Annotated in this window: 24 protein-coding genes; 15 read left to right on the top strand and 9 right to left on the bottom strand. The window is 62.8% G+C overall.

What is annotated here, in order from left to right:
• The first annotated feature begins 96 nt into the window (after positions 1-96).
• The 4 genes from QMK50_RS08215 (at position 97) to QMK50_RS08200 (ending at position 3963) form a co-directional block, all read left to right on the top strand.
• Positions 97-996, top strand: a complete 900-nt coding sequence (locus tag QMK50_RS08215) for a LysR family transcriptional regulator ArgP (RefSeq protein WP_095165860.1) — start codon at positions 97-99, stop codon at positions 994-996.
• A 96-nt stretch (positions 997-1092) separates the two neighbouring features.
• Positions 1093-2100, top strand: coding sequence for an NAD-dependent epimerase/dehydratase family protein (locus QMK50_RS08210; RefSeq protein ID WP_095165858.1), 1008 nt, complete (start codon positions 1093-1095; stop codon positions 2098-2100).
• A 93-nt stretch (positions 2101-2193) separates the two neighbouring features.
• Positions 2194-3027, top strand: coding sequence for an ATPase (locus QMK50_RS08205; protein WP_320332919.1), 834 nt, complete (start codon positions 2194-2196; stop codon positions 3025-3027).
• An 87-nt stretch (positions 3028-3114) separates the two neighbouring features.
• A complete protein-coding gene (locus QMK50_RS08200; RefSeq protein ID WP_095165857.1) occupies positions 3115-3963 on the top strand; it encodes a cache domain-containing protein in 849 nt (282 codons plus the stop codon).
• Positions 3964-3965: 2 nt separating this feature from the next.
• Here QMK50_RS08200 and QMK50_RS08195 read toward each other — a convergent pair whose 3' ends face one another.
• Positions 3966-5483, bottom strand: a complete 1518-nt coding sequence (locus QMK50_RS08195) for an MDR family MFS transporter (RefSeq protein WP_320332918.1) — start codon at positions 5481-5483, stop codon at positions 3966-3968.
• Between the two features lie 285 nt (positions 5484-5768).
• Here QMK50_RS08195 and QMK50_RS08190 point away from each other — a divergent pair, with 285 nt between their 5' ends.
• Complete coding sequence (locus tag QMK50_RS08190; protein ID WP_320332917.1) at positions 5769-6671, top strand: helix-turn-helix domain-containing protein; 903 nt, start codon at positions 5769-5771, stop codon at positions 6669-6671.
• Between the two features lie 292 nt (positions 6672-6963).
• On the opposite strand, the gene QMK50_RS08185 is transcribed toward QMK50_RS08190, so the two are convergent.
• Positions 6964-7869 (bottom strand): LysR family transcriptional regulator, encoded by a 906-nt coding sequence (locus QMK50_RS08185; RefSeq protein WP_320332916.1) that lies wholly within the window; start codon positions 7867-7869, stop codon positions 6964-6966.
• A 115-nt stretch (positions 7870-7984) separates the two neighbouring features.
• On the opposite strand from QMK50_RS08185, the gene QMK50_RS08180 reads away from it, so the two are divergent.
• Both QMK50_RS08180 and QMK50_RS08175 read left to right on the top strand, forming a co-directional pair.
• Positions 7985-8869, top strand: coding sequence for an MBL fold metallo-hydrolase (locus QMK50_RS08180; protein ID WP_320332915.1), 885 nt, complete (start codon positions 7985-7987; stop codon positions 8867-8869).
• A 46-nt stretch (positions 8870-8915) separates the two neighbouring features.
• Positions 8916-9530: an NAD(P)-dependent oxidoreductase gene (locus tag QMK50_RS08175; protein WP_320332914.1), complete on the top strand. Its 615-nt coding sequence runs from the start codon at positions 8916-8918 to the stop codon at positions 9528-9530.
• 173 nt (positions 9531-9703) lie between these two features.
• Here QMK50_RS08175 and QMK50_RS08170 read toward each other — a convergent pair whose 3' ends face one another.
• The gene (locus QMK50_RS08170; RefSeq protein WP_320332913.1) at positions 9704-10585 is read right to left on the bottom strand and encodes a LysR substrate-binding domain-containing protein; all 882 of its coding nucleotides are present in this window, start codon (positions 10583-10585) and stop codon (positions 9704-9706) included.
• 159 nt (positions 10586-10744) lie between these two features.
• Here QMK50_RS08170 and QMK50_RS08165 point away from each other — a divergent pair, with 159 nt between their 5' ends.
• From QMK50_RS08165 to QMK50_RS08140, 6 genes are all read left to right on the top strand, one after another.
• Positions 10745-12382 (top strand): 5-guanidino-2-oxopentanoate decarboxylase, encoded by a 1638-nt coding sequence (locus tag QMK50_RS08165; protein WP_320334502.1) that lies wholly within the window; start codon positions 10745-10747, stop codon positions 12380-12382.
• On the top strand, positions 12379-13827 hold the full coding sequence (locus QMK50_RS08160; protein WP_320332912.1) for an aldehyde dehydrogenase family protein: 1449 nt from the start codon (positions 12379-12381) through the stop codon (positions 13825-13827). The genes QMK50_RS08165 and QMK50_RS08160 overlap by 4 nt, the downstream gene beginning before the upstream one ends.
• Before the next feature lie 216 nt (positions 13828-14043).
• Positions 14044-15147 (top strand): ABC transporter substrate-binding protein, encoded by a 1104-nt coding sequence (locus QMK50_RS08155; protein WP_095165834.1) that lies wholly within the window; start codon positions 14044-14046, stop codon positions 15145-15147.
• Between the two features lie 146 nt (positions 15148-15293).
• The gene (locus QMK50_RS08150; protein ID WP_320332911.1) at positions 15294-16202 is read left to right on the top strand and encodes an ABC transporter permease; all 909 of its coding nucleotides are present in this window, start codon (positions 15294-15296) and stop codon (positions 16200-16202) included.
• Positions 16199-17047 carry an ABC transporter permease gene (locus tag QMK50_RS08145; protein WP_320332910.1) on the top strand — a complete coding sequence of 283 codons (849 nt, stop codon included), beginning with the start codon at positions 16199-16201 and terminating at the stop codon, positions 17045-17047. Before QMK50_RS08150 ends, QMK50_RS08145 begins: the two co-directional genes overlap by 4 nt.
• A gap of 18 nt (positions 17048-17065) precedes the next feature.
• Positions 17066-18121, top strand: a complete 1056-nt coding sequence (locus tag QMK50_RS08140; RefSeq protein ID WP_159997669.1) for an ABC transporter ATP-binding protein — start codon at positions 17066-17068, stop codon at positions 18119-18121.
• Positions 18122-18179: 58 nt separating this feature from the next.
• Here QMK50_RS08140 and QMK50_RS08135 read toward each other — a convergent pair whose 3' ends face one another.
• The gene (locus QMK50_RS08135; RefSeq protein ID WP_095165827.1) at positions 18180-19109 is read right to left on the bottom strand and encodes an AraC family transcriptional regulator; all 930 of its coding nucleotides are present in this window, start codon (positions 19107-19109) and stop codon (positions 18180-18182) included.
• A gap of 336 nt (positions 19110-19445) precedes the next feature.
• On the opposite strand from QMK50_RS08135, the gene QMK50_RS08130 reads away from it, so the two are divergent.
• Together QMK50_RS08130 and QMK50_RS08125 are read left to right on the top strand one after the other, a co-directional pair.
• Positions 19446-19811, top strand: a complete 366-nt coding sequence (locus tag QMK50_RS08130) for a putative quinol monooxygenase (RefSeq protein WP_159997667.1) — start codon at positions 19446-19448, stop codon at positions 19809-19811.
• 9 nt (positions 19812-19820) lie between these two features.
• Entirely contained in the window at positions 19821-20084 is a 264-nt protein-coding gene (locus QMK50_RS08125) for a hypothetical protein (RefSeq protein ID WP_174244595.1), read from the top strand.
• A gap of 9 nt (positions 20085-20093) precedes the next feature.
• Here QMK50_RS08125 and QMK50_RS08120 read toward each other — a convergent pair whose 3' ends face one another.
• From QMK50_RS08120 to QMK50_RS08100, 5 genes are all read right to left on the bottom strand, one after another.
• Positions 20094-20726, bottom strand: a complete 633-nt coding sequence (locus QMK50_RS08120; protein ID WP_095165822.1) for a flavin reductase family protein — start codon at positions 20724-20726, stop codon at positions 20094-20096.
• 124 nt (positions 20727-20850) lie between these two features.
• The gene (locus QMK50_RS08115; protein ID WP_159997665.1) at positions 20851-21069 is read right to left on the bottom strand and encodes a hypothetical protein; all 219 of its coding nucleotides are present in this window, start codon (positions 21067-21069) and stop codon (positions 20851-20853) included.
• Positions 21070-21381: 312 nt separating this feature from the next.
• Entirely contained in the window at positions 21382-22701 is a 1320-nt protein-coding gene (locus tag QMK50_RS08110) for an MFS transporter (RefSeq protein WP_095165819.1), read from the bottom strand.
• A 171-nt stretch (positions 22702-22872) separates the two neighbouring features.
• Positions 22873-24201 (bottom strand): sigma-54-dependent transcriptional regulator, encoded by a 1329-nt coding sequence (locus QMK50_RS08105; protein WP_159997663.1) that lies wholly within the window; start codon positions 24199-24201, stop codon positions 22873-22875.
• On the bottom strand, positions 24201-25961 hold the full coding sequence (locus tag QMK50_RS08100; protein ID WP_095165816.1) for an ATP-binding protein: 1761 nt from the start codon (positions 25959-25961) through the stop codon (positions 24201-24203). The genes QMK50_RS08105 and QMK50_RS08100 overlap by 1 nt, the downstream gene beginning before the upstream one ends.
• Positions 25962-26031: the final 70 nt, after the last annotated feature.

Raw genomic sequence — 26031 nt, 5'->3', positions numbered from 1 at the left:
GTCGCTGATCCTTGGGCAAGAGTGGATGCTGGCTATTCTCCTGTTCCAAGCTGTATAAGAAAAACCAATATTGCTGATCGCTCATTAGGAAAACTGATGTTCGACTATAAGTTGTTATCCGCCCTGGCTGCCGTGGTTGAGCAAGCCGGCTTCGAGCGTGCGGCGCAGGTGCTGGGACTCTCGCAGTCGGCGATTTCCCAGCGGATCAAGCTGCTCGAAGCGCGGGTCGGCCAGCCAGTGTTGGTGCGGGCCACGCCACCGGCACCGACCGAGATCGGCCGGCGTCTGCTCAACCATGTCCAGCAGGTGCGCCTGCTTGAGCGCGACCTGCAAAGCCTGGTGCCGGCGCTGGATGAAGCCGGCCTGCCCGAGCGCCTGCGCATCGCCCTCAATGCCGACAGCCTGGCGACTTGGTGGGCGGGGGCGGTGGGGGATTTTTGTGCAGAACAGCATTTGCTGTTGGATCTGGTAGTAGAGGACCAGACCGTCGGCCTCAAGCGCATGCGTGCCGGAGAAGTGGCGGCCTGCCTGTGTGCCAGTGAGCGCCCGGTGGCCGGTGCGCGTAGTGTCTTGCTGGGCGCCATGCGTTATCGGGCCCTGGCCAGTCCGGCCTTTATAAGCCGGCATTTCCCGCATGGGGTGCAAGCCGAACAACTGGCTCGCACCCCGGCACTGGTGTTTGGTCCTGACGATTTCCTGCAGCATCGCTACCTGGCGTCCCTGGGCGTCGAGGGCGGTTTTGAGCATCATTTGTGCCCGTCTTCCGAAGGTTTCATTCGCCTGACCGAAGCGGGCCTGGGTTGGGGCCTGGTGCCGGAATTGCAGGTGCGCGAACAACTTGAGCGCGGTGTGCTGGTGGAGTTGTTGGCAGATAAACCGATCGATGTGCCGCTGTACTGGCATCATTGGCGCAATGGTGGCCAACTGCTCGGCTTACTCACCGAGCATCTGGTGCGTTTATCCAGCCAATGGTTGGTGCCGTTGGAGCAGCGGTAAGCGTCAAGCAGCAAGCGATAAGTGAAGAGCTTGCGTACCGTTTTTAACTTGCAGCTTGTGGCTTGAAGCTTGGAACTGCATCTGTAGGAGCAATACATGAAAATTCTGGTCACCGGCGCAAGCGGCTTCATTGGCGGGCGCTTTGCGCGGTTCGCCCTGGAGCAGGGCCTGGACGTGCGGGTCAACGGTCGCCGGGCCGAGAGCGTCGAGCATCTGGTGCGCCGCGGTGCCCAGTTCGTCCAGGGCGACCTGACCGATGGGCAACTGGTGCGCGACCTGTGCGTGGACGTCGATGCCGTGGTGCATTGCGCCGGTGCGGTAGGGGTGTGGGGGCGCTATCAGGATTTCCATCAGGGCAACGTGCTGGTCACCGAAAACGTGGTCGAGGCCTGCCTCAAGCAAAACGTCCGGCGCCTGGTGCACCTGTCCTCGCCGTCGGTCTACTTCGATGGCCGCGACCACCTGGGTCTGACCGAAGAGCAAGTGCCCAAGCGGTTCAAGCATCCCTACGCGGCAACCAAGTACCTGGCCGAGCAGAAGGTCTTCGGCGCCCAGGAGTTCGGGCTCGAAGTGCTGGCCCTGCGCCCGCGCTTTGTCACCGGCGCCGGTGACATGAGCATCTTCCCGCGACTGCTGAAAATGCAGCGCAAGGGGCGCCTGGCGATTGTCGGCAATGGCTTGAACAAGGTCGACTTCACCAGCGTGCAGAACCTCAATGAGGCCATGCTCAGCTGTCTGCTGGCCAGCGGTTCGGCGCTGGGCAAGGTGTATAACATCAGCAATGGTGCCCCCGTGCCGGTGTGGGACGTGGTCAACTATGTGATGCGCCAGATGGAAGTCCCGCAGGTCACGCGGTACCGTTCCTACGGCCTGGCCTACAGCGTTGCGGCGCTGAACGAGGGCTTTTGCAAACTCTGGCCGGGGCGCCCCGAGCCGACCCTGTCGCGCCTGGGGATGCAGGTGATGAACAAAAATTTCACCCTGGACATCAGCCGCGCCCGGCATTATCTGGACTACGACCCGAAAGTCAGCCTGTGGGCGGCGCTGGATGAATTCTGTGGCTGGTGGAAGGCCCAGGACATCGGCGGACACCCCCGGCACTGAACCGAGTGACGGGTTCGGGGTCGATCAATGCGCCGAGTTCAAGGTTTATACTCGGCGCATTTAGCCATTTCTGTGGTTCCAAAAGGTTGACTCATGTCCATGCGTAACGATGCCAACGACGACTTCGATAATGTGCCGAGCCTGCGTGCCGACAGCTTCGATCACGATGACTTCCACGCCGCCGGCCCCACCCGCGTGCAGGCGCGCAGCGTCCCTGCGGTCCAGGTCAAGGGGCCAAGCACCGGCCCGTTGTGGGCGTTGGTGGGCGCGCTGTTCTTTGCGTTCATTGGCCTGGCCTGGTGGAGCTTCCAGCAGATCTCCCTGATGGAGCAGCAGTTGGTGGCCACCCAGGAAAGCTTCGCGCGCATCAGTGAGGAAGCGGCCGGGCGCTTGCAGGACATTTCCGGCAAGGTCGTCGCCAGCCAGACCAACGTCAGTAGCGACAGTGAAGCACTCAAGTTGCAAATCAAACAGCTGGAGAGCCAGTTGCTGGAGCAAAGTCAACAACAGCAGGGCGTGGTGGGGCAGGCGACTGACCTGGACAAACGCCTGGCACAGATCGCGGCGCAAAGCGCCGAGCAGCGTACCCTCAATAGCCAGTTGCAAAGCGAACTCAAGACCCTGGGCGCCGAGGTGACCACCCTCAAGAGCACGCCGGCCGATACCAGCAAGGTCGAGGCTGAGCTTAAAAGCCTCAGTGCCGAGATCGCCGCATTGAAGAAGCAGGGTAATCCGAGCGCGGCCATCGACCGTCTGGAGCAGGAGCTGCTGGTGATCAAGAGCGAGCAGGACAATCGCCCGACGACCCCGCAAGGCGGCGCTACAGTGGCCGAGTTCGATGCTTTCCGTGGCCAGGTCACACGCAACATCACCACCTTGCAGACCCAGATCCGCAATTTGCAGCAGCAGATCAGCACTCGCCCTTGATCGGGTCGGCTGGGTTTTGCTGAATATTCGTACATAGCCTCAAGCCGTCTACGCTCTTGAAACATCAACAAGAACGAGGGACGCGCAATGAGGTTTCTGCAAAAAGCCGTGCTGCTCGGCGGGTTACTGCTGTTGTGCCTGGGGCAGGTGCAGGCGGCGGCCAAGGTCGCCGATGAGGACAAGGCCGCGCTGGCCTTGCTGGAAAAGGCCCTGGCCTATTACCACGACCACGGGGACAAGGCGTTTGCCGCCTTCAGTCGCCAGGGTGAGTTTGTCGACAAGGACAAATACGTCTTTGTGCTCGACACCAAGGGCACGATGCTCGCCAGTGGCGGGCCGTCCTCGGCATTGATCGGGCGCGATGTGTCCGAAGTGCTCGGCCCTGATCTGCAGAAAGCCTTCAAGAACGCCTTGCTGGTGCCTGAGGGCAACGGCATCCAGACCGCCGAGTATCGCTGGCAGAACTGGGCTGACGGCAAGGTCGAGCGCAAACGTGTGTACTACCAGCGCATCGGCCAGCGGATTCTTGCGGTCGGTTACTACCTGCCACGGGCGTCCGCCGAGCAGGCCAAGGCCCTGCTCGACAAAGCGGCGGCCGACCTGGCCAAGGATGAACAGGCCACGCTCAAATCGATCAATTCCCTACAGGGCGGTTTCCTGCAGGACGACCTGTATGTGTTCGTGGTCAATCTCGACAATCAACGTTACCTGGCCCACGGCACCAACCTGCGCTTGATCAATACCGACTTCGGCAAGATCAAGGATCCGGAGGGCAAACCGGTGGGCGAGCCGATCCTGGCGCTGATGGCTACGCAGGATCAGGGCGAGTACCAATACCGTTGGAAAAACCCGGTTACCGGCAAGGTGGAGAACAAGCACGCCTACTTGAAAAAAGTCGGCAACCGGCTGGTGGCGGTGGGGTATTACAGTCCTTGACCCTACTTGGCGTTGTGTTCGCGGCCGCGCAGCAGTTGGTTGGGCATCGCGATGGCGGCCGCCAGTCCTAGCAGCGACACCGCCGCACTGACCATCAGCAAATGCCGGAAGGTCAGCAGCAATTCGGCGCGCAGGGCGTGCTGCGCGTCGCCCGGGGCGGCGTTCAAACCGTCGAGCAGGACGTTGCCGGAACTGCCTTCGCTCACCAGCGATGTGCCTGCCAGGTGGGCGAAGCTGGAATCCTGCAATAGCGCCAGCAACAGGGCCGACATCAATGCCACGCCCACCGCGCCGCCGAGCGAGCGGAACAGGTTGGTGGTGCTGGTGGCGACGCCGATGTCCCGTTGCTCCACCGAATTTTGCGTGCCCACCAGCGAGGTCGGAAACTGCATGCCGGCGGCGATCCCGCTGAGCAGCATGAACAGGCTGCTGAGGAGCATCGCTTGCGGCGGACTGTAGGCCATGCCGAGGATTGCGATCGGGGTCAGCAGCGCGCCCGTGAGGATCATCGGTTTGTAGCGTCCGGTCACCGAGGTCCGGCGCCCGGCGTAGTAGGCCCCCATCGGCAAGCCCATGGCCAGCGGCAACAGGTGCAGCGCGGCGCTGTCGGCACCGGCGCCGGTGACGCTCTGAAAGCGCAGCGGCATCAGCACGATCAGGGAGATCGCCTGGAAACTGGTGAAGAAAATCGTGCACCAGCACAGCAGTGCATTGCGGTTGGCAAACAGGTGCATCGGCAGCAGCGGTTCGCGGGCACGGCGCTCGTGCCAGACGAACAGCGCCAGGGTCAGTACCGCGCCAGCCAGCAGCCCCAGCACCTCGGCACTGCGCCAGGCGTGACCCTGGCCAACCTGGGTGATGCCGAGCAGCAGGGCGGTCAGGCCGATGATCATCAGTAGCGTGCCGAGGTAGTCGATCAGCGGTTTGCGTTGCGGCACCGGCAAGCCCACCAGTGTGCGGTTGGCCACCAGCCAGGCGCCCAGGCCCAGGGGCAGGTTGATCAGGAATACCCAGCGCCAGGACAGGTACTCGGTCATGTAGCCGCCGAGCACCGGCCCGGCGACGCTGGCCACCGCGTACATGCTGCTGAAGTAGCCCTGGTACCGGCCGCGTTCGCGCGGTGGCACGATGTCGCCGATGATCGCCTGGCTGACCGAAATCATCCCGCCGGCACCGATGCCCTGGATGATCCGCGCCAGGACCAGTTGCTCCATGCTCTGTGCCAGGCCGCACAGCAACGAGGCCAGGGTGAACAGGCCCATGCCGAACAGCATCAGCTTGCGCCGACCGTAGAGGTCGCCGAGCTTGCCGTAGATCGGCACCGCCACCGTCATCGCCACCATGTAGCCGGAAATCACCCAGGCCAGCAGGCTGACGTCCTTGAACTGGGCGGAAATGGCCGGCATCGACACGGCAACGATGGTCTGGTCCAGCGCGCCGAGGAAGATCGCCAGCATCAGGGCGATCAGTACGCTGCGAATGGCCGGCTTGGGGGATTCAGGCTGATTCATGGTGGTCACGGGCAAACCCTGCGGGGGATGCCGCAGTGTAAGTCGGTAGCAGGCTATTCGATAGCCTCGTAAGAAAGCTGCTGGACGTTCTCCACCAAGCCGTTGCGCGTGGTTTGCAGGTCGTTATGGCTCAAAAGCGTCACTCGGACCGGCCGGCGGGTGGTTTTTATCGATCCAGCGCTTGCATTTTTCCTTGGTGAGTCGGTCAATTAAGGAAGAACGCTGAGCCAAAACCTGTACATTTCGCCAATCGGGGCGATTATCGCCCGTTACGCTGAGGCCTGGACTGACGTTATGAACAAGCCTGCCCTTCCTGCGATTCCGCTATTCAAACTCTATGGTGAAAGTCTGGACTGGCCGACACCGGACTTGCTGCATTGCGAAACGATCTCCCAGCGCAGCCGCGAACACCAATGGAAAATCAAACCCCACCACCATGCCGATTTATGTCAGTTGCTGTTTGTATTCAAAGGCCAGGCAGAACTCGAAATCGAAGGCCAACTGACCCGGCTTGACGAGCCTGGCATCCAGATCCTGCCGGCGCTGTCGATCCACGGTTTTCGCTTCAGTGAGGATGTCGAGGGTTTCATCCTGACCCTGGCGGCCCCGCTGGTGGTTCATCTGCAAGCTCAACTGGGTCATTCGATCAACGCCCTGGCCCAAGCTGAAAGTTACCTGGCGGGCGCTCAGGCCGAGTACCTCAATAGCCTGTTCGGCGCCTTGCAGGCGGAGTACAACGGCCATCAACCGGCGCGCGAGATGCTCATGCATGCTTTGGTCAGCGTGATTCTGGTCTGGGTCAGTCGCCAGGTGATCCAGCGCCGTAGCACCCACCAGCGCCCGCAGCGCGCCCGGGAATACCTCAACGGCTTCATTCAATTGGTGGAAGAGAATTATCGCCAGCACGTCAAGGTCGAGGATTTGGCCCGCCGCCTGGGAATTTCCGTATCCCACCTCAACGGCACGTGCCGTGAGCTGGCGGGGCAGCCGGCATTGCAGATCATGCACGAGCGCCAGTTGCTCGAGGCCAAGCGCATGCTGACCTACACCAGCATGACGATTTACGAGATGTCCGATCTGCTGGGCTTTTCCGACCCGACCAATTTCACCCGGCTGTTCCGCCGCCGTGTCGGCATCTCGCCCAAGGCCTTTCGTGATCGCTTGAAGAGCGATCAAGAGGGCGCGCGGTCTACCTGAGTGCGTTCAGGGTCGCGTTGTGTGGAATGCACTGGTCAACGCCACAACTGGCCGCGACCCTGGGTTGCTGCCTGGCCTGTTCGACACGGTAGGCGGCGGTGCCATATAGCGCCAATGTGGCGGTGCAGGTAATGAAGATCGCGAAATACCGTCTGGTTTTAATGTTCATGGCATCGACCTCTGAACGAATACCCGGGGGTACTACTATCAGCATAGGTCAGTTGTGCCTGGACGCCATGAATGCTGCCTGCGTTTGTAGGCGGACATTCAGGCGATTCATGGTGCAAAGTCTTTAAAGCCCCTTATCCCATTCCGGCTCTTGTGCAAATCTCGCCACCAGGAAGTCCAGCATGCTGCGCAATGCCGCCGGCATGTGCTTGCGTGATGCATACACCGCGTACATGTTGAGCTGCCGTGGCTCGGCGTGAGGCAGCAGGCGCACCAGTTCGCCGCGGTGAATGTGCACATGGGCCTGGTAGCTGGGCAGCATGGCTATCCCGGCGCCGGCCATGGCGGCGCGCAGCAGGGTGCTGGCCTCGTTGGCGCTGATGTTGCCCTGCACCGGCACCGAGACTTGTTCACCCGCCTGCTCGAAGTGCCACAGGCTCTTGCCGAAGTAGGAGTGAGTCAGGCAATTGTGCAGGCTCAGGTCTTCGACCCGCTGCGGCGCCGGGTGTTCGAGCAGGTACGCCGGGGAGGCGCAGATCAGCGAGCGGCAGACAGTCAGGCGCCGGGCGATCAGGTTCGGGTCCAGGTCGTTGCTGGTGCGAATCGCCAGGTCGATGCGTTCATCCACCAGGTTCACCGTGCGGTCGAGCATTTGCAGGTCGATGCTGACCCCGGGGAAGCGCTTGACGTAGACGGCCATGGCATCGGCCAGTTGCGCCTGGCCGAACGAAGTACTGACGCTGATGCGCAGCAGGCCGCGTGGGGCGTCATCCGGCTCGCTGACGGCGGCTTGCATGTCGCTCGACAGGTCGAGCATCTGCCGGCAGCGGGGCAGGATCTCGTTGCCGGCGGCGGTCAGGCTCAGCTTGCGAGTGGTGCGGTGCATCAGCCGGGCGCCGACCCAGTCTTCCAGTTCCGCCAGGTAACGCGACACCACCGGGCGGGAGAGGTCCAGATGATCGGCGGCGGCCGACTGGCTGCCGAGGTCGACCACGCTGACGAACACGCGCATTGCTTGAAGACGATCCATGATTTGCCCGCTTTCAGAAACAAACTATGTTCAAGCATCGCATTTTTTGTAGCGAGTAAGGCAACTAAGCTCTGTCCCATCGCCAAACCCGGCCCACGGAACACGGAGCAGCACCATGATCGGTTTCAGCACCTTCAAACGCCTTTTACTGGCCACCGCCACCCTCGGTTTTGCGGCGCATGCGGCGGCCGCCAGCCCGGCATTGACCCTGGATGTATATAACCCGGGCACTGCTGCCACCTTCCCGGTGAGCTCGGTGCTGGTCAGCGGCGAAAAAGAGGCGATTCTGGTGGATGCCCAGTTCGGCAAGTCCCAGGCCCAGCAGGTGGTGGAGAAGATTCGCGCCAGCGGCAAACAGCTGACTACCATCTACATCAGCCACGGCGACCCGGATTACTACTTCGGCCTGGACACCCTGACGACGGCGTTCCCCAACGCCAAAGTACTGGCCTCGCAACCGACGGTGGATCACATCAAGGCCACGGTTGAAGGCAAACTGAAGTTCTGGGGCCCCCAAATGGGCGCTGACGTGCCGGCTAAAACCATCATCCCCGGCGTGCTTAAGGGCCATAGCCTGAGCCTGGAAGGCCAGACCCTGGACATCGTGGGCCTGGACGGCAAGCAGCCGGATCGCAGCTTCGTGTGGATCCCGTCGATCAAGGCGGTGGTCGGCGGGGTGGTGGTCGCGGAAAACATCCACGTCTGGATGGCGGACACCCAGACCGCGCAGTCCCATGCCGACTGGTTGAGCACCCTGGACCGCATCGTCAAACTGCAGCCGCAGACGCTGGTTCCCGGTCACTACCTGGGTGACAGCAGCCGCTCGCTGGCCGCCGTGCATTTCACCACCGAGTACATCAAGGCCTTTGATCAAGAAACCGCCAAGGCCAAGGACTCCACCGCGCTGATCGCTGCGATGCTCAAGCGCTACCCGAACCTGGGCGAGGAAAGCTCCCTGGAGCTGAGCGCCAAAGTCGCCAAGGGCGAGATGCAGTGGTAACTCGTCACCCGGTCATTAGCCAACCGCAATCACTGGAGCACTGTTCATGAGCAAGATCGCACTCATTGGCGCCACCGGCCGTGCCGGTAGCCAACTGCTGGAAGAAGCCCTGCGTCGTGGTCACAGCGTCACCGCCATCGCCCGCGACACCTCGAAGCTCAGCCCGCGTCCGGGTGTGGTGAGCAAGAACGTGGACGTTCTCGATGCAGCCGCCTTGCAAGCGGCGGTGGCCGGGCATGACCTGGTGATCAGCGCCGCACATTTTGCGACCATCCCGGCCAGCGCCGTGATCGGCCCGGTGCAGGCGGCCGGGGTCAAGCGCCTGCTGGTGGTGGGCGGTGCCGGTTCGTTGTTGTTGCCAGATGGCAGCCGGGTCATCGACGCCCCGGACTTCCCGGCCGAGTACAAGGCCGAGGCCAGCGCCGGCGCGCAATTTCTCGAGGCCCTGCGCCAGGAGCAGCAACTGGACTGGTCCTTCCTTTCACCTTCGGCGTTGTTTGTCGAAGGCGAACGCACCGGCAGTTTCCGTCTTGGCCGGGATCAACTGCTGGTGAGTGCCGAGGGCAAGAGCTGGATCAGCTTCGCCGACTACGCCATCGCGCTGCTGGATGAGATCGAGCAACCCGCGCATTCGCGCCAGCGCTTCACTGTCGGCTACTGAGGAGGGAGCTGGAACCCGCTTCCACAAGGCCAGGTGCTCGCAGATTGTGCATACAGCCATCAAACTTGTGGGAGCGAGCCTGCTCGCGATAGCGGTGTGTCAGGTACCATCGATGTTGGCTGTGCCGGCCCCATCGCGAGCAGACGGAGGGGGAACAACGGCGCTCCGGCAGCTCAACGGGCCTGCGCCTGCAGCACCAGCCACTCCATCAATTCGCGCAACTGCGGTGATGGCCCGGGTTTCTGCGGGAACACCAGATAGTACGCCAGCCCCGTGCGCACCTTCAGCGCGAAGGGCATGACCAGCCGTCCGGCACTCAGGTCATCGCCAATCAACGACCAGTCACCAATCGCCACCCCGGTGCCTTGAGAGGCCACCGACATCGCCAGGTCGAGGGTCTCGAAGTGCTGGCCCTTGCCCACGGTGCTGAGGTTGACGTCCGCCGCTTTCAGCCAGGCTTTCCAGTCCCGTTGATCCCGCGTGGGGTGCAACAGCAAGTGCCGGTCGAGGTCTGCCGGGCTGTGCAGCGGCACCGGGCCATCGAGCAGCGGCTGGGAGCAGACGGGCGTCAGTTGTTCATCGAACAGGCGCAGCGACGCCAGCGCGCTGTCCGGTGGTGCGCCGTACATCACGGCGGCGTCGAACTGTTCGCGGTGAAAATCCACCCCGTGATGCACCGTGGTGGTCAGCTCCACCGGCACGTCCGGACGCTCCTTCTGCCATTGCAGCAAACGTGGCAGTAGCCAGCGCATCACGCAGGTCGGGGCCTTGAGCTGCAGGGTTTCGCGGTGCGCGCCGACCTGTTCCACCGCCTCGTCGATCAAACCGAACACCTGCTGGATGCGCGGCAACCATTCCTGGCCTTCGACCGTCAGGCTCAAGCCGCGTGCCTGGCGGTGGAACAGTGCGTACCCCAGGTGTTCTTCCAGCCCGGCGATCTGCCGGCTCACCGCGCCCTGGGTGATGTGCAACTGCTCGGCCGCCCGGGTGAAGTTGCAGCACTGGGCAGTGATCAGAAACGTGTGCAGGGCGGGGAGGGGAGGAAGTCGTTTCATGGGACGCCAAGGCATGAGGTGAGGACATGGCGAGTATGACTTTTTATCGATTGTTGCGGCTACCCGCAGACCGTTCCAATAACGCCATGACTGAGCCCCGTCGTGCAGCAACCAATGTCGCGCGGGGTCAGCGTCTCAACGAACAAGAAGGGCAAAGACATGGCGACGTGCGGTGAAGTATTGGTCAAGTTACTCGAAGGCTACGGGGTCGAGCAGGTATTCGGCATTCCCGGGGTCCACACCGTTGAGCTGTATCGCGGGCTGGCCCGTTCGAGCATCAACCACGTCACGCCGCGCCACGAACAGGGCGCCGGGTTCATGGCCGACGGCTATGCCCGCACCAGCGGCAAACCCGGGGTGTGCTTCATCATCACCGGTCCCGGCATGACCAATATCACCACCGCCATGGGCCAGGCCTATGCCGACTCGATCCCGATGCTGGTGATCTCCAGCGTGCAGTCGCGCAGCCAGTTGGGCGGCGGTCGCGGCAAGCTGCACGAACTGCCGAACCAGGGTGCCCTGGTGGCAGGGGTGGCGGCGTTTTCCCATACGCTGATGTCGGCCGCCGAGCTGCCGGGCGTGCTGGCCCGGGCCTTCGCCCTGTTCCAGGCCGGGCGTCCGCGTCCGGTGCACATCGAGATTCCCCTCGATGTGCTGGTGGAAGACGCCGACGCGTTGCTCGACAGCCAGCCGGTGAATATTACCCGCGCTGGCGCCGCGCCGTCGGCCGTGGCACAGATGAGTGAACTGCTGGCAAACGCCCAGCGTCCGCTGATTCTCGCCGGTGGCGGTTCGATCGATGCCGCCGTCGAACTGACCCGCCTGGCCGAGCTGCTGGACGCGCCGGTGGCCCTGACCATCAATGCCAAAGGCATGCTGCCCGCAGAGCACCCCTTGCTGATCGGCTCGACCCAATCCCTGGTGGCGACCCGCGCCCTGGTAGCGGACGCCGATGTGGTGCTGGCGATCGGCACCGAACTGGCGGAAACCGATTACGACGTGACCTTTGCCGGCGGCTTCGAAATTCCCGGGACGCTGCTGCGGGTCGACATCGACCCGGACCAGACCGTGCGCAACTACCCGCCGAAAGTCGCGCTGGTGGCGGATGCGCAATATGCCGCCCAAGCCCTGCTCGATGGCGTGGCCAAACATGCCCTGGCCGAGCGCCGTAGCGATTGGGGCCAGGCTCGCGCGGCCAGCCTGCGGGCTGAACTGGCAAGTACCTGGGACGCAACGACCCTGGCCCAGACCTTGTTCCTGCAAACCGTGCAGGAGGTCTTGCCAGAGGCGGTGTTCGTCGGCGATTCGACCCAACCGGTGTACAGCGGCAACCTGACATTCAATCCGCAGCGTCCGCGTCGCTGGTTCAACTCGTCCACCGGTTACGGCACCCTTGGTTACGCTTTGCCGGCGGCCATCGGCGCCTGGCTCGGCGGTGGCCAGGCGCGCGACACCCGGCCACCGGTGGTGTGCCTGATCGGTGACGGCGGCCTGCAGTTCACCTTGCCGGAACTGGCCAGTGCCGTGGAAGCGCGCACGCCGGTGATTGTCCTGCTGTGGAATAACCAGGGCTACGAAGAGATCAAGAAGTACATGGTCAACCGCGCCATCGAACCGGTGGGCGTCGACATCTATACCCCGGATTTCATCACCGTGGCCAAGGGCCTGGGCTGTGCGGCCCAGACCATCAATGGGCTGGATGAACTACGAGCGGCGCTGCGGGCCGCGGTGGATCGCCAGGGCCCGAGCCTGATTGAAATCGACCAGAACCAATGGCAGAAGGCGGTGTTGGCATGAGCTTCCCGATCACCCAGGACGGTTTGTACATCGATGGCCAATGGTCGGCGGGCAGCGAACACCTGCGGGTCATCAACCCGGCGACCGAAGCCCTGTTGACCACGGTCAACGGCGGCGACGAAACGGCGGTGGATCGCGCACTGAGTGCCGCCACCGCGGCCTTTGCCCAATGGTCGAACACCTCGGGCGCCGAGCGCGGAGCGATCCTGCGCCGCATTGCCTCGGGCGTGCAGGCAGGCCGTGAACGGCTGATGTACCTGCAGTCGAGCAACAACGGCAAACCGCTGTTTGAAGCCGGGATCGACGTCGATGACGTGATCGCCACCTTCGAGTACTACGCCGGCCTGGCAGAGGCGCTGGACGCCAGTCAGGACCGCCCGCTGGAGCTGCCGAGCGAGGCGTTTGCCGCCCGCGTGCGCCGGGAGCCCTGCGGCGTGGTCGGGCTGATCGTGCCGTGGAATTTCCCCATGGTCACCACCGCCTGGAAACTCGCACCGGCCCTGGCCGCCGGTTGCTGCGTGGTGCTCAAGCCCTCCGAGGTCACTCCGCTGCCAGAGCTGGAACTGGCGGCGATCATCGCCCAGAGCGGCTTGCCCAACGGCGTGTTCAATCTGGTCTGCGGCACAGGCCTGGCGGTGGGGGCACCGCTGTCGGGCGATCCGCGGGTGGCGAAGATTTCCTTCACCGGCAGCAACGCGGTGGGCGTCCAGGTCATGCAACGGGCGGCTGAAACCATCAAGGGGGTGAGCCTGGAACTGGGCGGTAAATCGTCGTTGCTGGTGATGGCCGACGCCGACCTCGACCTGGCGGTGGAGCTGGCCAGTGGCGGCGGATTCTTCAACGCCGGGCAGATGTGCTCCGCCACCAGCCGGGTGCTGGTGGCGGATGCACTGGCGGATGAGTTCCTGCAACGCCTGAAGAGTCGTGCCGAGTCGATCCGCGTGGCTGAGCCGTTCGACCCCGAGGTGGAGATGGGCGCGCTGGTCAACCAGGCGCAATACCAGCGAGTGCTGGGCCATATCGATCGCGGCCTGAGCGCCGGTGCGCGGCTGGTGTGTGGTGGCGGGCGTCCGGCGGACCTGCCCCGCGGGTATTTTTTGCAGCCGACGGTCTTCACCGACGTGCCCCTGGACAGTGCGCTGTGGTGCGAGGAGATCTTTGGGCCGGTGCTTTGTGTGCGCCGTTTTGCCAGTGAGCAGGAAGCCATCGCGCTGGCCAACGACAGTCAGTTCGGCCTGGTGGCCAGTGTCGTCAGCGGCGATGCGAGCGCTGCGCAGCGGGTCGCCGACGCGCTGCAGGCGGGGCTGGTGTGGATCAACGCGCCGCAAGTGATCTTCCCGCAGGCCGCCTGGGGTGGCTACAAGCAGAGCAGTCTCGGTCGCGAGTTGGGGCCGTGGGGGTTGCAGGCATTCCAGGAAATAAAACACGTGATTCGCGCCGTCTGACTGCCCGAAAACGGGCCCTGCATGCCTCGTCACGAGGCATGCGTGCGGGACATGGCACCAATGATTTTTTTTCGATTGTTGCGCTCAGGGCGTGACCTCAGGATGAACCCGCCGACATCGCCAAAGCCCTTGTAGCACAGGGGTTGGCAGCGATCGAACAGCGCGGTCGCAAGGGATGCAGCCACCTCAAATCAACAACAATAGAGGGAGTCCTTCATGGGCGAGCATGATCTGAACAGAAGACAATTCATCAAGACCGTTGGGGTCGCCTCGGTGGCGGCCGCCGCCATGAGCATGCCGTTCATCCGCGCCAACGCCAGTGATACGCGCTTTCAAGGCAAGACCTTGCGTCTATTGACCTGGTCCGATGACACCGGCCTTGCGGCACTGCGCAACATCGCCGCGACCTTCGAGGCCAAGACCGGCGCCAAGGTCATCGCCGACCGCACCGGCAGCACTTCGGAAATGGTCGCCAAGCTCAAGGCCGGTGGTGATCGCCCGCAGTACGACATCATCACCCTGGCCGGAGTCGGTGCCGAAGGCCTGGCCGCCGCCGGCCTGCTGGAAAAACCCGACCTCAACCGGATTCCCAACCTGCTCGATGTGCCGGAGAAATACCGTACTGGCGCCAACGGCCACGGCATTGGTTACCTGCTGTGGTGCAACAGCCTGGTCTACAGCACCCGCACCCTGAGCGAAGCGCCAACCAGCTACGCCGCGTTGTGGGATGCGGAGCTGGCGCCGAATATCTTCCTGCCGCCGCCGAACTGGACCGAGGCCATGGACCTGATCATCATCGCCGCGAAACTGGCCGGCGGTGATGAGCACAACATCGAGCCGGGCTTCAAGAAGCTCGCCGAGCTCAAGGACCGGGTAGTGACCCTGGGGGAAAATCCCAACCAGATCGCCGAGCTGTTCCGCACCGGTTCCCTGGACATGGGTGGGCTGTACGCCCCGGCGTTTTTCCCCAAGCAGATCCGCGATCCGGCCTACGGCCTGGGCGCCACTTTTGGCATGAAGGAAGGTTTCTATACCGACCTGATGCTGTCGGTGATGCCGAAGAACCGTCCCGGCGACACCGACCTGGCCTACGCCTTCATCGACCACTCTTTGGACCCGCTGGTCCAGGGCAAGATGGCCGAAGACATCTTCAACGGCCCGGTCAACGCCAAGGCCATCATCTCTGCCGAGGCCCGCAAGAGCCCATTCATCCTGACGCCGGAGCAGATTGCCGAGAAGGCGATCATGCACGACAACGCCTTCCTGGCGAGCGTGCATGACCAATGGATTCGTCGTTACACGGAAATCTTTTCTTCCTGATCTGAATCGCGGGGAGGTTCTTCGAACCTCATCGCTGGCAAGCCAGCTCCTACAAGAATCATGCACGACCTGTGGGAGCTGGCTTGCCAGCGATCGAGTGCGCAGTACTCGCCATGCCCCGATCTTCCATTGACGAGATCATTGCTATGGAACACCAACCCCTGACCCACCCGGTCGGCGCAGCTGTCGTGCGCCGCAACCGGGGTGTATCGCCGACGGCGCGTGCCTGGTTTTTTCTCTCGCCCTCGATGCTGTTCCTCGGCGTGCTGATCATCGCCAGCCTGCTGGTGCTGCGCATGAGCGTGGGCACCAAAGGTGCGGAGTGGAGCGGTTTCAGCCTGGCCAGTTACGCCCAGTTGCTGGAACCCTATTACCTCAAGTCCTTGCTGCTGACCCTGCGCCTGGCGCTGATCAGCGCGGTGATCGCCGTGGTGCTGGCGATCCCGGTGGCCTACACCATGTCGCGCCTGACTTCGCCTTTGCTACGGCGGGTGTTCCTGGCGGCGGTGCTGTTGCCGTTGCTGGTCAACCTGCTGCTGCAAAGCTATGGCTGGCTGGTGATTCTCGGCCCAGGCGGAATGCTCAACCAGGCCTTGATGGGCCTGGGGCTGATCAAGCGGCCGATCATGCTGCTGTACAACCAGAACGGCGTGTTGATGGGCCTGGTGCAAACCGCGTTCCCCCTGGCCGTGCTGCCGATCGCCAGCGCCATGCGTGGGGTTGCCCGGACCTATGAAGAAGCCGCGGCGACCCTTGGTGCCAGTCGCCTGCAGGTGTTTCGCCAGGTGGTGCTGCCCATGAGCCTGCCCGGCATCATTACAGGTGCGACCCTGGTGTTTGCCTACAACGCCAGCAGCTTCGTGGTGCCCTTGCTGCTCGGTGGCCGCCGCGTACCGATGCTGGCGGTGATGGTGCACGACCAGATCGCCCCGCTGATGAACTGGCCCGCAGCGTCTGCCGCCGGCGTGGTGTTGATTGTCACCACGCTGGCGATCATGACTCTTTCTGAATACATCACCGGCCGTCGCCGGCGCATGCTGGAGGCTTCGTTATGAGTCGTTTGTTCAAGCCACGCCAGGCGCTGTTGCCGGGCGACACCGGCAAGCTGGCAGGAGTGTTGTCCGGTTGCATCCTGCTGCTGGCGGTGTTGCCAATCCTGACCATGATCGTCATGTCGTTCAGTGGCGCGTCGAACCTCGACTTCCCGCCCAGCAGCTACAGCCTGCAATGGTACAAGGCCGCCTGGCACACCTTTGTCTCGCCGGATGCCAGCGATGTGCTGAGCCTGGGCAAGGCCATGACCACCAGCTTGATGGTGGCGTGCCTGACCATGGTGTTCGCTACCTTGATCGCAGTGCCCGCGGCCTATGCCCTGACCCGTTGCGAGTTCCGCGGCAAGGCGGTGGCCCTGCAACTGATGTCGTTGCCGCTGGTGTTCCCGATGGTGGTACTGGGCTTGGCCTTGCTGCTGGTATTCGACAGCCTGCCGTTCCAGATGACCACCTCGCGGTTGGTGATTGCCCACGTGATCCTGGCCTTGCCCTTCGTGGTGAAGAACTGCACGGCGGCAATGCTGTCGATCGGCAGTGAAGTCGAAGAGGCGGCGCAGATGCTCGGCGCCTCGCCGACCCGGGCGATTGTCGATGTGGTGGTGCCGATGATGAAGTCGGGGATCCTGGCCGGGATGCTGCTGGCGTTCATCGTCTCGTTCAACGAGTTCACGGTGACCTACTTCCTCTACACCATCGATGTCATGACCGTGCCGATCTGGATGTACAGCCGCACGGTGTCATCGCTGGACCCCACCGTTTTTTCGTTTGCCGTGCTGATCGTGCTGATCGACTTCGTCCTGATCTGGGCGTTGGAGAAGCTGGTGGGCGAAGGCGGCGTTTCCTTCTGATTGCTTGAGGTGATTCACATGACTGGTCTGATTCTGGAAAACGTCGAGAAACACTACGGCTCGGCCTGCGCGGTAAGGGACGTCAACCTGCATTTGCCCGAGGGCAAGCTGGTGTGTTTTCTCGGCCCCTCGGGCTGTGGCAAAACCACCTTGCTGCGGATGATCGCCGGCCTGGAAACCCTCAGTGGCGGCGAAATTCGCCTGGACGGCGAGGACATCGGCAACACCCCGGCGCACCTGCGCAATTTCGGCATGGTGTTCCAGTCGCTGGCACTGTTCCCGCACATGACCGTGGGCGAGAACATCGCCTACCCCCTGAAGCTGCGCGGCGTGGGCAAGGCCGAGCAGCAGGCGCGGGTGGTGGAGTTGTTGGAACTGATCCAGCTGCAAGCGATGATCGATCGCCCGGTCGCCAAGCTCTCTGGTGGCCAGCGCCAGCGGGTGGCGATTGCCCGGGCAATTGCCGCGCACCCGAAAATCCTCCTGCTCGATGAGCCGCTGTCTGCCCTGGACGCCAAGCTGCGGGAGTCGATGCAGGTGGAAATCCGCCAACTGCAACAGCGCCTGAACATCACCACCATCATGGTCACCCATGACCAGCGCGAAGCCATGACCATGGCTGACATCGTGGTAGTGCTGGGTGAGCACCGGATCCAGCAGGTCGGCACGCCGATCGAGATCTACCGGCACCCGGCCAACGCGTTCGTGGCGGACTTCATCGGCTCCGGCAACATCTTCCCGGCAACCGCGCTGGGCAACGGCAGGGTCAGCTTGCCGGGCGGCGACGCGCTGGCGGTGCCGATCTGCAGCAGTATCGTGGTCGGCGAGAAGCTCAAGATGCTGGTGCGCCCCGAAGACCTGCAACTGTCCCATCCCCAGGCAACAGCGGGTAATCGCCTGTTGGGCAAGGTGACGTTCGTGCGAGATATCGGCGCGACCATCGAAACCACGGTGGAGTGCTCCGGGGTCTCGCTGACGGCCTTGAGTACACCGTGCCAGGGCATTGGGTTGAGCATCGGCAACCCGGTGTCGGTGACCATTCCATCCGAGGCTTGCCGCGTATTGGGTGCCTGACTGGCCGCTCGCTCCTCAGTGGGAGCGAGCCTGCTCGCGATGGGGCCATCAGGTCTGATCAGACAGACAGTCGCAACCGCGCCAGGTCCCGCAGCGGCGGTGCGCCAAACAGCCGGCTATATTCGCGGCTGAACTGCGAGGGGCTTTCATAGCCCACGCGATATCCCGCCGCCGAGGCGTCGAGGCCTTCGGCCAACATCAGGCGCCGCGCCTCCTGCAAGCGCAGTTGCTTCTGGTACTGCAACGGACTCATGGCGGTCATTGCCTTGAACCGGTGGTGCAGGGTCGAGACGCTCAGGTTCACCTCGCGGGCCAGGTCATCGATACGCAATGGTTGCTCGAAGTTGCCGTTGAGCCATTTGATCGCCTGGCTGATGCGATGGCTCTGGCTGTTGGCGATGGCAATTTCGTACAGCCGGTGGCCTTGGGGGCTGCGCAGCAGACGGTAGAGAATCTCCCGGCGGATCAGTGGCGCGAGCATGGCGATGTCTTTGGGAGTGTCCAGCAAACGCGCCAGGCGCAGCACCGCGTCGAGCATCGGTTGATCCAGCTGTTCGACATACAGGCCCCGCCCGGTAGGGCGGGCAGGTACGCCAAGGGGGCCGGCATCGGCAATCAACGCGGTGATTTCCGTCGGGTCGATGTCCAGGCGCAAGGCCAGGATCGGCACTTGGGGCGAGACATCCACCACCCGTCCGCTAAGGGGCATCGAGACCGAGACCACCAGGTAGTTGAGCGGGTCGTAGTTGAACAGTTCGTCGGCCAGCCTGACCTCTTTGCGCCCTTGGGCCATGATGCACAGCGCTGGCTGCGCGAGCACCGGGGCAAAGTCGTGGGACTGGCTGTGGCGTGACAACACCAGCGCGTTGATGGCAGTGGTGTAGCTGCCGTCCTCCTGGGTGTTACGCCGGATGATGGCCGCCAGTTCCGCGCGCTGGTGCTCCAGGCTGGCGTCAAGTGGCGTGTGGTTGGAATCCACAGGTGACATGGCGAACATCCTCGGTAAGGCTGATGGGATGGGCATAGCTTAAGTTTGTGCAAGTCTTGGGGATAGGCCGATCCTGCGCAAAACTTGCCTGATCCTGCGGTGGTGGTAGATACCGCCTGCAGAACCGCAGCAAAGGGCTGCGATCGTTGCTTGAAACACTCTTGTCATCTTCATCGGGTAGATGCGCTGGACACAGCGGTGCGCCGGCGGTCGGCGCAGGATTGTGCAACAAGCCGGCAGGAATCGACTAACCAGTCTTGAGCCTGGCGCTTATTCTCTGGTCCTGTCGCAGCTTCTCTCAGGCTGCCGATTGTCTACATCCAGGGAGCGATGAACATGTCCATGCAAATACCCGTCAGCCATATGGCGTTGGTCCGGGCCCAGGCAGGCCGCTCGATGGAGTTGGGCGCGCGTTTGAGTTGCCTGATCGAGCCTACGCGCCAGGCCAGTGGCAACCTGCATTTTGCCCTGCAGCACTCGTTGTGCGACCCCCAGCTGTGGCTGGTGTCCGGCTCCTGGGTCGACCAGCCGGCCATGACCGCCTATTTCAGCAGCCCGGCCATGGCCGTTTTCGGCGAGTTGGTCCAGGAGTTGGTAGTTCATAGCCTGGACTTCCACACCTTCAGCGATGTCGGCGCCGACCAGGCACGCGCCGGGCATCCGTCCTGCGATGCGCTGGCCATGCAGCAGTTGGCCGGCTGAAGGTTTAGAATGGCCGACTTTCCATTGGCCAGGATCCGCAACATGGCACGTAAAGAGTTTGCACAGTTCGAAGCCGTTTCTGCCGCCGTGCGCGGTGACGAAGGTTACACCGCGGCCATCGCCGTCAAGGCCCTCGGTGGGGCGGGCGCCCCGCGTTTCAACAAGGTACTGATCGACCAGACGTTCAACACCGCCCTGGAGGCCGACCTGGCTGCCGAGCAGCAACTGGCTCGATTGGCCGACGTCGGTGAGGACGGTGAACTCATCTGGTAAAGCAATACCTCAAGCCTTGGTCGCCCCCGGGCGGTGCATCTTGAACAGGGCCTCGGGCCCCAACTGGAAGTAATCCGCCGGACCGCCGCCGCGCAGAATCGGTTCTGCCGCGGCGGTGTCGTACACCCCATCCTTGAGCAGCCACTTGGCGATATGCACGGCGACCACTTCGCCGAGGATCAGCCAGCTCGGCACCAATTGCTGGTCTGCACGCTGCAACTGAATGATCTGGGTCACCTTGCACTCGAAGGACACCGGGCTTTGCGCGACGCGCGGCACCTGGATGATTTTTGAGGCGACGGGGGTGAGCCCCGCCAGTTCAAATTCGTTGACGTCGGCGGGGACCATTGCGCAGCTCTGGTTCATCTGCTCGGCCAGCGGGCGGGTGGCCAGGTTCCAGGCGAACTCGCCGGTCTGTTCGATATTGTTCAGGCTGTCTTTGCGTCCGACGCTGGCGAACCCGATGATCGGCGGGATGTAGTTGAACGCATTGAAAAAACTGTAGGGCGCCAGATTCAAGCGGCCTTGGCCGTCCTGCGAGGAAATCCAGCCAATAGGCCGTGGGCCGACGATGGCATTGAACGGGTCGTGGGGCAGGCCGTGGCCCTGGGCAGGTTCGTAGAAGTGGATATCGTCGGGCATGGGCGGATTCCGTCAAGGTGAGGCGCAATAGTGCAGGGCGATTGCCGGTATTGCCAGTGTGCCGGGGCGAGCAAAAAGCACAAAGCCCGACGTGAGCCGGGCTTTGTGGGGGGGCATTCACGGCTTAGCTGATGGAGGCAGAACCGGTGCGATCGTAGCCATCTTCGGCAACGGTCTGGCCTTGCGGGGTGCGCTCGTAGCCATCTGCAGCCAAGGTAGCAGCGCCGGTGCGGTCGTATCCATCAGCGGCGACTGCCGAGCCGGTACGGTCAAAGCCATCGGCGGCGAAGGTGTTGGCAGCCAGTACGGAGAGGGTCAAGGCGAGGATCAGTTGGGTTTTCATGGTCTGTGCTCCAGGTTCGTTGACGTTTTGGGCGTGCGGTATGGAGTTCATACTACTCGCTCAAAACTGATCTAAAAGCGCAAAAATTAGCCTTTAGTGATCGGTTAATTCGATGTGTTTGCCGTCACTGACAGATTGCAGTGCGGCTTCCCCCAAGGGGGCCGAATGCCATGGACGGACGAGACGTCGTTCAGGATTCAGATGACAGCAGAGTGTCGTAGGGGAATTAACGGATCATTAATCGGGAGGGGAGGTACGAGGATAGGTCTGTAGGAACCGCCGCGGGCTGCGGCAGTTCCTACGGGGTGTGGATCAGTCAGTTTCGATCCGCGAGTGTTTGCGGGTGTCTTTCATGGTCACGTATACCAACAGGGACACAGCAATACACGCGGTGACGTACCAGTAGTAACCGGTTTCCATGCCGATGCTCTTGAACCACAGGGCGATGTATTCAGCGGTGCCGCCGAAGATCGAGACGGTCAGGGCATACGGCAGGCCCACGCCCAGGGCACGGATTTCGGTCGGGAACAGTTCAGCCTTGACCACCGCGTTGATGGAGGTGTAGCCGCTGACGATGATCAGCGCCGCCATGATCAGGAAGAACGCGCCCCACCAGGTCTGGATGGTGTGCAGGGTCGTCAGGATCGGCACGGTGAACAGGGTGCCCAATACGCCGAAGGCGATCAGGATCGGGCGCCGGCCGATTTTATCCGACAGGCCGCCGACGAGAGGTTGCAAGCACATGAACAGGAACAGGGTCGCCGCCGAAATGGTGGTGGAGTCGCTGATGCTCATGCCAACCGTGTTCACCAGGTACTTCTGCATGTAGGTGGTGTAGGTGTAGAACGCCAGGGTGCCGCCCATGGTCAGGCCGACTACAGTCAGCAGTTCCTTGGGGTGGCGCATCAAGGTGCGCATCGCGCTTTCCTTGGACTTCTTTTTCTTGGTGAACGACTCGGTTTCTTCCATGCCACGACGCAGGTACAGCGCGACCACGGCACACAGCGCACCGATGGCGAACGGGATACGCCAGCCCCAGGCATACAGCTCTTCGGTGGTCAGCACTTGTTGCAGCACGATCAACACCGCCAGGGCGATGAGTTGGCCGGAAATCAGCGTCACATACTGGAAGCTGGAGTAGAAGCCGCGACGTTCCTTGGTGGCCATCTCGCTAAGGTAGGTGGCGGAAGTGCCGTATTCGCCACCCACCGACAGGCCTTGCAGCAAGCGCGCGAACACCAGCAGGATCGGCGCACCGATGCCGATGACTTCGTAACTTGGACTCAGGGCGATCAGCAGTGAGCCGAAGCACATCAGGTATACCGAAGCCATCAGGGCCTTTTTGCGTCCGACTTTGTCGGCATACAGCCCCATCAGCCAGCCACCGATCGGACGCATCAGGAAGCCTACGGCGAAGATTGCGGCGGTATTGAGCAGTTGGGCGGTGGTGTCGCCATGGGGGAAGAAGGTTTTGGCGAAGTACAGCGAGAATGCGGCGTAGACGTACCAGTCATACCACTCGACCATGTTGCCGACAGAGCCGCTGAAAATTGATTTGATGCGACTGGCCGAGGTTCTTTCTTTGGCAGGCGAAGCCGCCGACCCGAGAGGCAGGGGTTGTGAGTTATCCATGACGGATCCTTCAATTAATTGTTTTTGTGGAGCGCGCAAAAACGCAGCCTGCAGGGGCTATAGCAGGAGCCGTGCCAGGTTGTGCAGGGCCGTTCTAGAGGGGTTTTGTCGGGTAAGTGAGCGGAAATCCGCTCATGCGCCAGATTCGCTGAGCGGAAATCCGCCGAGTATTCAGCCCAGGAACATTTCGCGGGTCAGGCCGTGGCGCTGGAGTTTTTCATTGAAGGTGCGGCGTGGCAGTTGCAACTCTTCGAGCACTGCCTTGATATCGCCCTTGTGCCGAGTCAGGGCGGCGCGCAGGCACTGCGCTTCAAATGCTTCCTGTTGGGCTGCCAGCGACTGGCCGGGTTCGATGGCGTCCGGTTCGGGATCATCGAGGCCCAGCACCTGGCGCTCGGCAACGTTGGCCAGTTCGCGCACGTTACCCGGCCAGTCATGGCTGAGCAGGCGACTCAACTGCGGACCGCTCAGGGGCGCGACGCTGCGGCCCAGGCGTTGCGCCGCCGCACGGCTGAAGTGGGCGTAGAGCAAGGGAATGTCTTCGCGCCGCTCACGCAGCGCCGGCAAACGCAACTGGGCCACGTTGAGCCGATAGGCCAGGTCTTCGCGAAAACGCCCGGCCCGGGCTTCATCCAGCAGGTCGGGTTTGGTCGCGGCGATGATCCGCAAGTCGACATCGATGCTCTGGTTGGCCCCCAGGCGCTCGAGCTTCTGTTCCTGCAGCACGCGCAATAACTTGACCTGCTGGGCCAGCGGCATGCTTTCGATTTCATCGAGAAACAGGGTGCCGCCGTCGGCATATTCCAGCTTGCCGATACGCTTGCCCTGGGCGCCGGTGAAAGCGCCGTGTTCGTGCCCGAACAGTTCGGCCTCGAACAGTTGCTCGGGGATCGCCGCGCAGTTCAGGGCGACGAAGGGCTTGGCGGCGCGCGGGCCGAAATCGTGCAGGCAGCGAGCAACCAGCTCCTTGCCGCTGCCGGTTTCACCGCGAATTACTACGTTGACCGGCAGGCCTGCCAAGTCCAGGACTTGCCGGCGCAGGGTCTGCAGGCCCGGGGACACGCCCAGCAGGCTGGCCTCCAATTTGCTGCGGTGGTCGGCCTGTTCGTGCAGGGCACGGTTTTCCAGGACCAGCCGGCGCTTGTCGAGTGCCCGGCGCAGGCTGTTGAGCAAGGTCTCGGGGCTGAAGGGTTTTTCCAGGAAATCGTAGGCGCCATCGCGCATGGCATCGACCGCCATCGGTACATCGCCGTGGCCGGTCAACAGGATCACCGGCAGTTCGGCATCCCGTTGTTGCAGGGAGGCCAGCAATTCCAGGCCGCTGATCCCCGGCATGCGCACATCGCTGAGAATCACCCCGGGGAAATTCACCGGCAACTGCGCCAGGCAGTCCTCGGCACGGCTGAACAGCTGGACCTGGAATCCCGAGAGACTCAGCCATTGCTCGACGGCGTCGCGAATGCTGCGTTCGTCATCGACCACTATTACCGAGTTCAACATCAGATCTGTGCCTCCAGGTCGACGGGCAGGGTCACGGTGAAGCGCGCACCGTCGCCGTGGTTCTCGGCCGTCAGGCGACCGCCGAGCTCATGAATGATCGCAAAGGATACGGCCAGCCCGAGTCCCAGGCCATCGCCCACAGGCTTGGTGGTGAAAAACGGGTCGAAAACATTGGGCAGGTCCTGCGCAAGAATCCCGCCACCGCTGTCGGTGACGCTCAGGCGCCACAGCTGTTGGTCGGCTTCAAGACTGATGCGCAGCCGCTTGAGTGACTTGTCGCGCATGGCATCCAGGGCATTGCGCAGAAGATTGATCAGCACCTGTTCCAGGCGAATGGCGTCCCCACGAACCCGCGCCGGGCGGACCAGGTCCACAGTGAAGTTGATCTGTTCATCGCGCAGGCGGACTTCCAGCAGGTGCAGGGCCTGGTCGACCACCGCCGCCAGGTCCAGTGGCTCGCGCAAGCCGCTGGGGCTCTTGCGGGCGAAGGTCTTCAGGTGGCCAGTGAGGGCCGCCATTCGGGTGAGCATGTCATCCAGCGGTTTGAGTGCCTTGTAGGCATCATCGACGCGGCCGTGGTCCAGCAGCAGTCTCAGCGTGGCAAGCTGCATGCGCTGGGTGGTGAGCGGCTGGTTGATCTCGTGGGCCAGGGCCGCTGACATCTGCCCCAGGGCGGCGAGTTTGGCTGACTGCACCAGGCCGTCCTGAGCCGTGCGCAACTCTCGGGTGCGTTCCTCCACCAGGCGTTCCAGTTCCTCGCGGCTGCGCTGGCGCAGCTTGGCGATACGCCAGCGCTGGCTGAGGAACAGCAGCACAAACACCAGCGTCAGCCACACGCCGGCTGCGGCCAGTGCGGCGTTGCGCAAATCCTCGAAGGCCACCTGCGGGCGCCGCAACAGGTGCAGTGTCCAGCCTTCGGCACTCAGGGGCAGTGACTCCCAGAGGTACTCGGCCGATCCGTCGGGACCCTCGACCCGCGCCAGGTAACTGTTGTCGTCGAAGCGTCGAAGCTGTTCGTGGGGTAGGGGCACCAGCGTTTGCTTGTCGTACTGACGAGTAGCTTCGAGCTCGGCGAGGTCGGTCGGCGACAGGGTTTCAAGGAGGCGATAGCGCCAGCCCGGCTGGTTGGCAATGAACACAATGCCGCGGGCGTCGCTGACCAGCAGGGTGTCAGTGCCCTGGCGCCATTCGCGCTCCAGTTCCGGAAACTCCAGCTTGACTACCATGGCGCCAAGAAACTCTTGGTTGTCGCCCAACACGGCACTGGACAGGAAGTAGCCGGGAATGCCGCTGGTCACGCCTACCGCATAAAAGCGTCCGGTGCCCTGGCTGCGGGTCTGGCTGAAGTAGGGGCGGAAGCCGTAGTTGTGGCCGACATAACTGCTGGGCAGGCGCCAGTTGCTGGCCGCGACGGCCAGTCCGTTGCGGTCCAGCAGTTCGAGGGTGGACGACTGGGCCGCGCCGTTGATTTTCTCCAGCTTGTGGTTCAGCGAGTCCTGCTGTTGCGGGCTTACCGGGCCTGCCAGCGCCGAGCGCAATTGCGGGTCCAGTGCCAGCACGGCGGGCAGGGCGCGGTAACGTTCAATCAGCGTATGCAGGGACGTGGCGTACAAGGCTAATTGCTGGTTGGCGCGTTGAGCGTCGTCCTCCAGGGCCTGGCGCTCGGCGTGGCGCACGGCGGCGGCGCTGACCAGGACTGTGCCGGCCACGATCAGCAGTACATAGAGCATCAGGCGCAGGGAACGATAAATAGGTGGCATGCGATGGGCACAGACTACGGGGTCGGGGGCGCACGATAGCATGCAGCGCGGCGACGGCGCAGAGTCCGCG

Source organism: Pseudomonas sp. P5_152 (assembly GCF_033989915.1).
In the GTDB taxonomy this organism is placed as follows: domain Bacteria; phylum Pseudomonadota; class Gammaproteobacteria; order Pseudomonadales; family Pseudomonadaceae; genus Aquipseudomonas.
The sequence above is the reverse complement of the archived record's forward strand: the minus strand, read 5'-3'. Positions and strand labels throughout refer to the sequence as shown.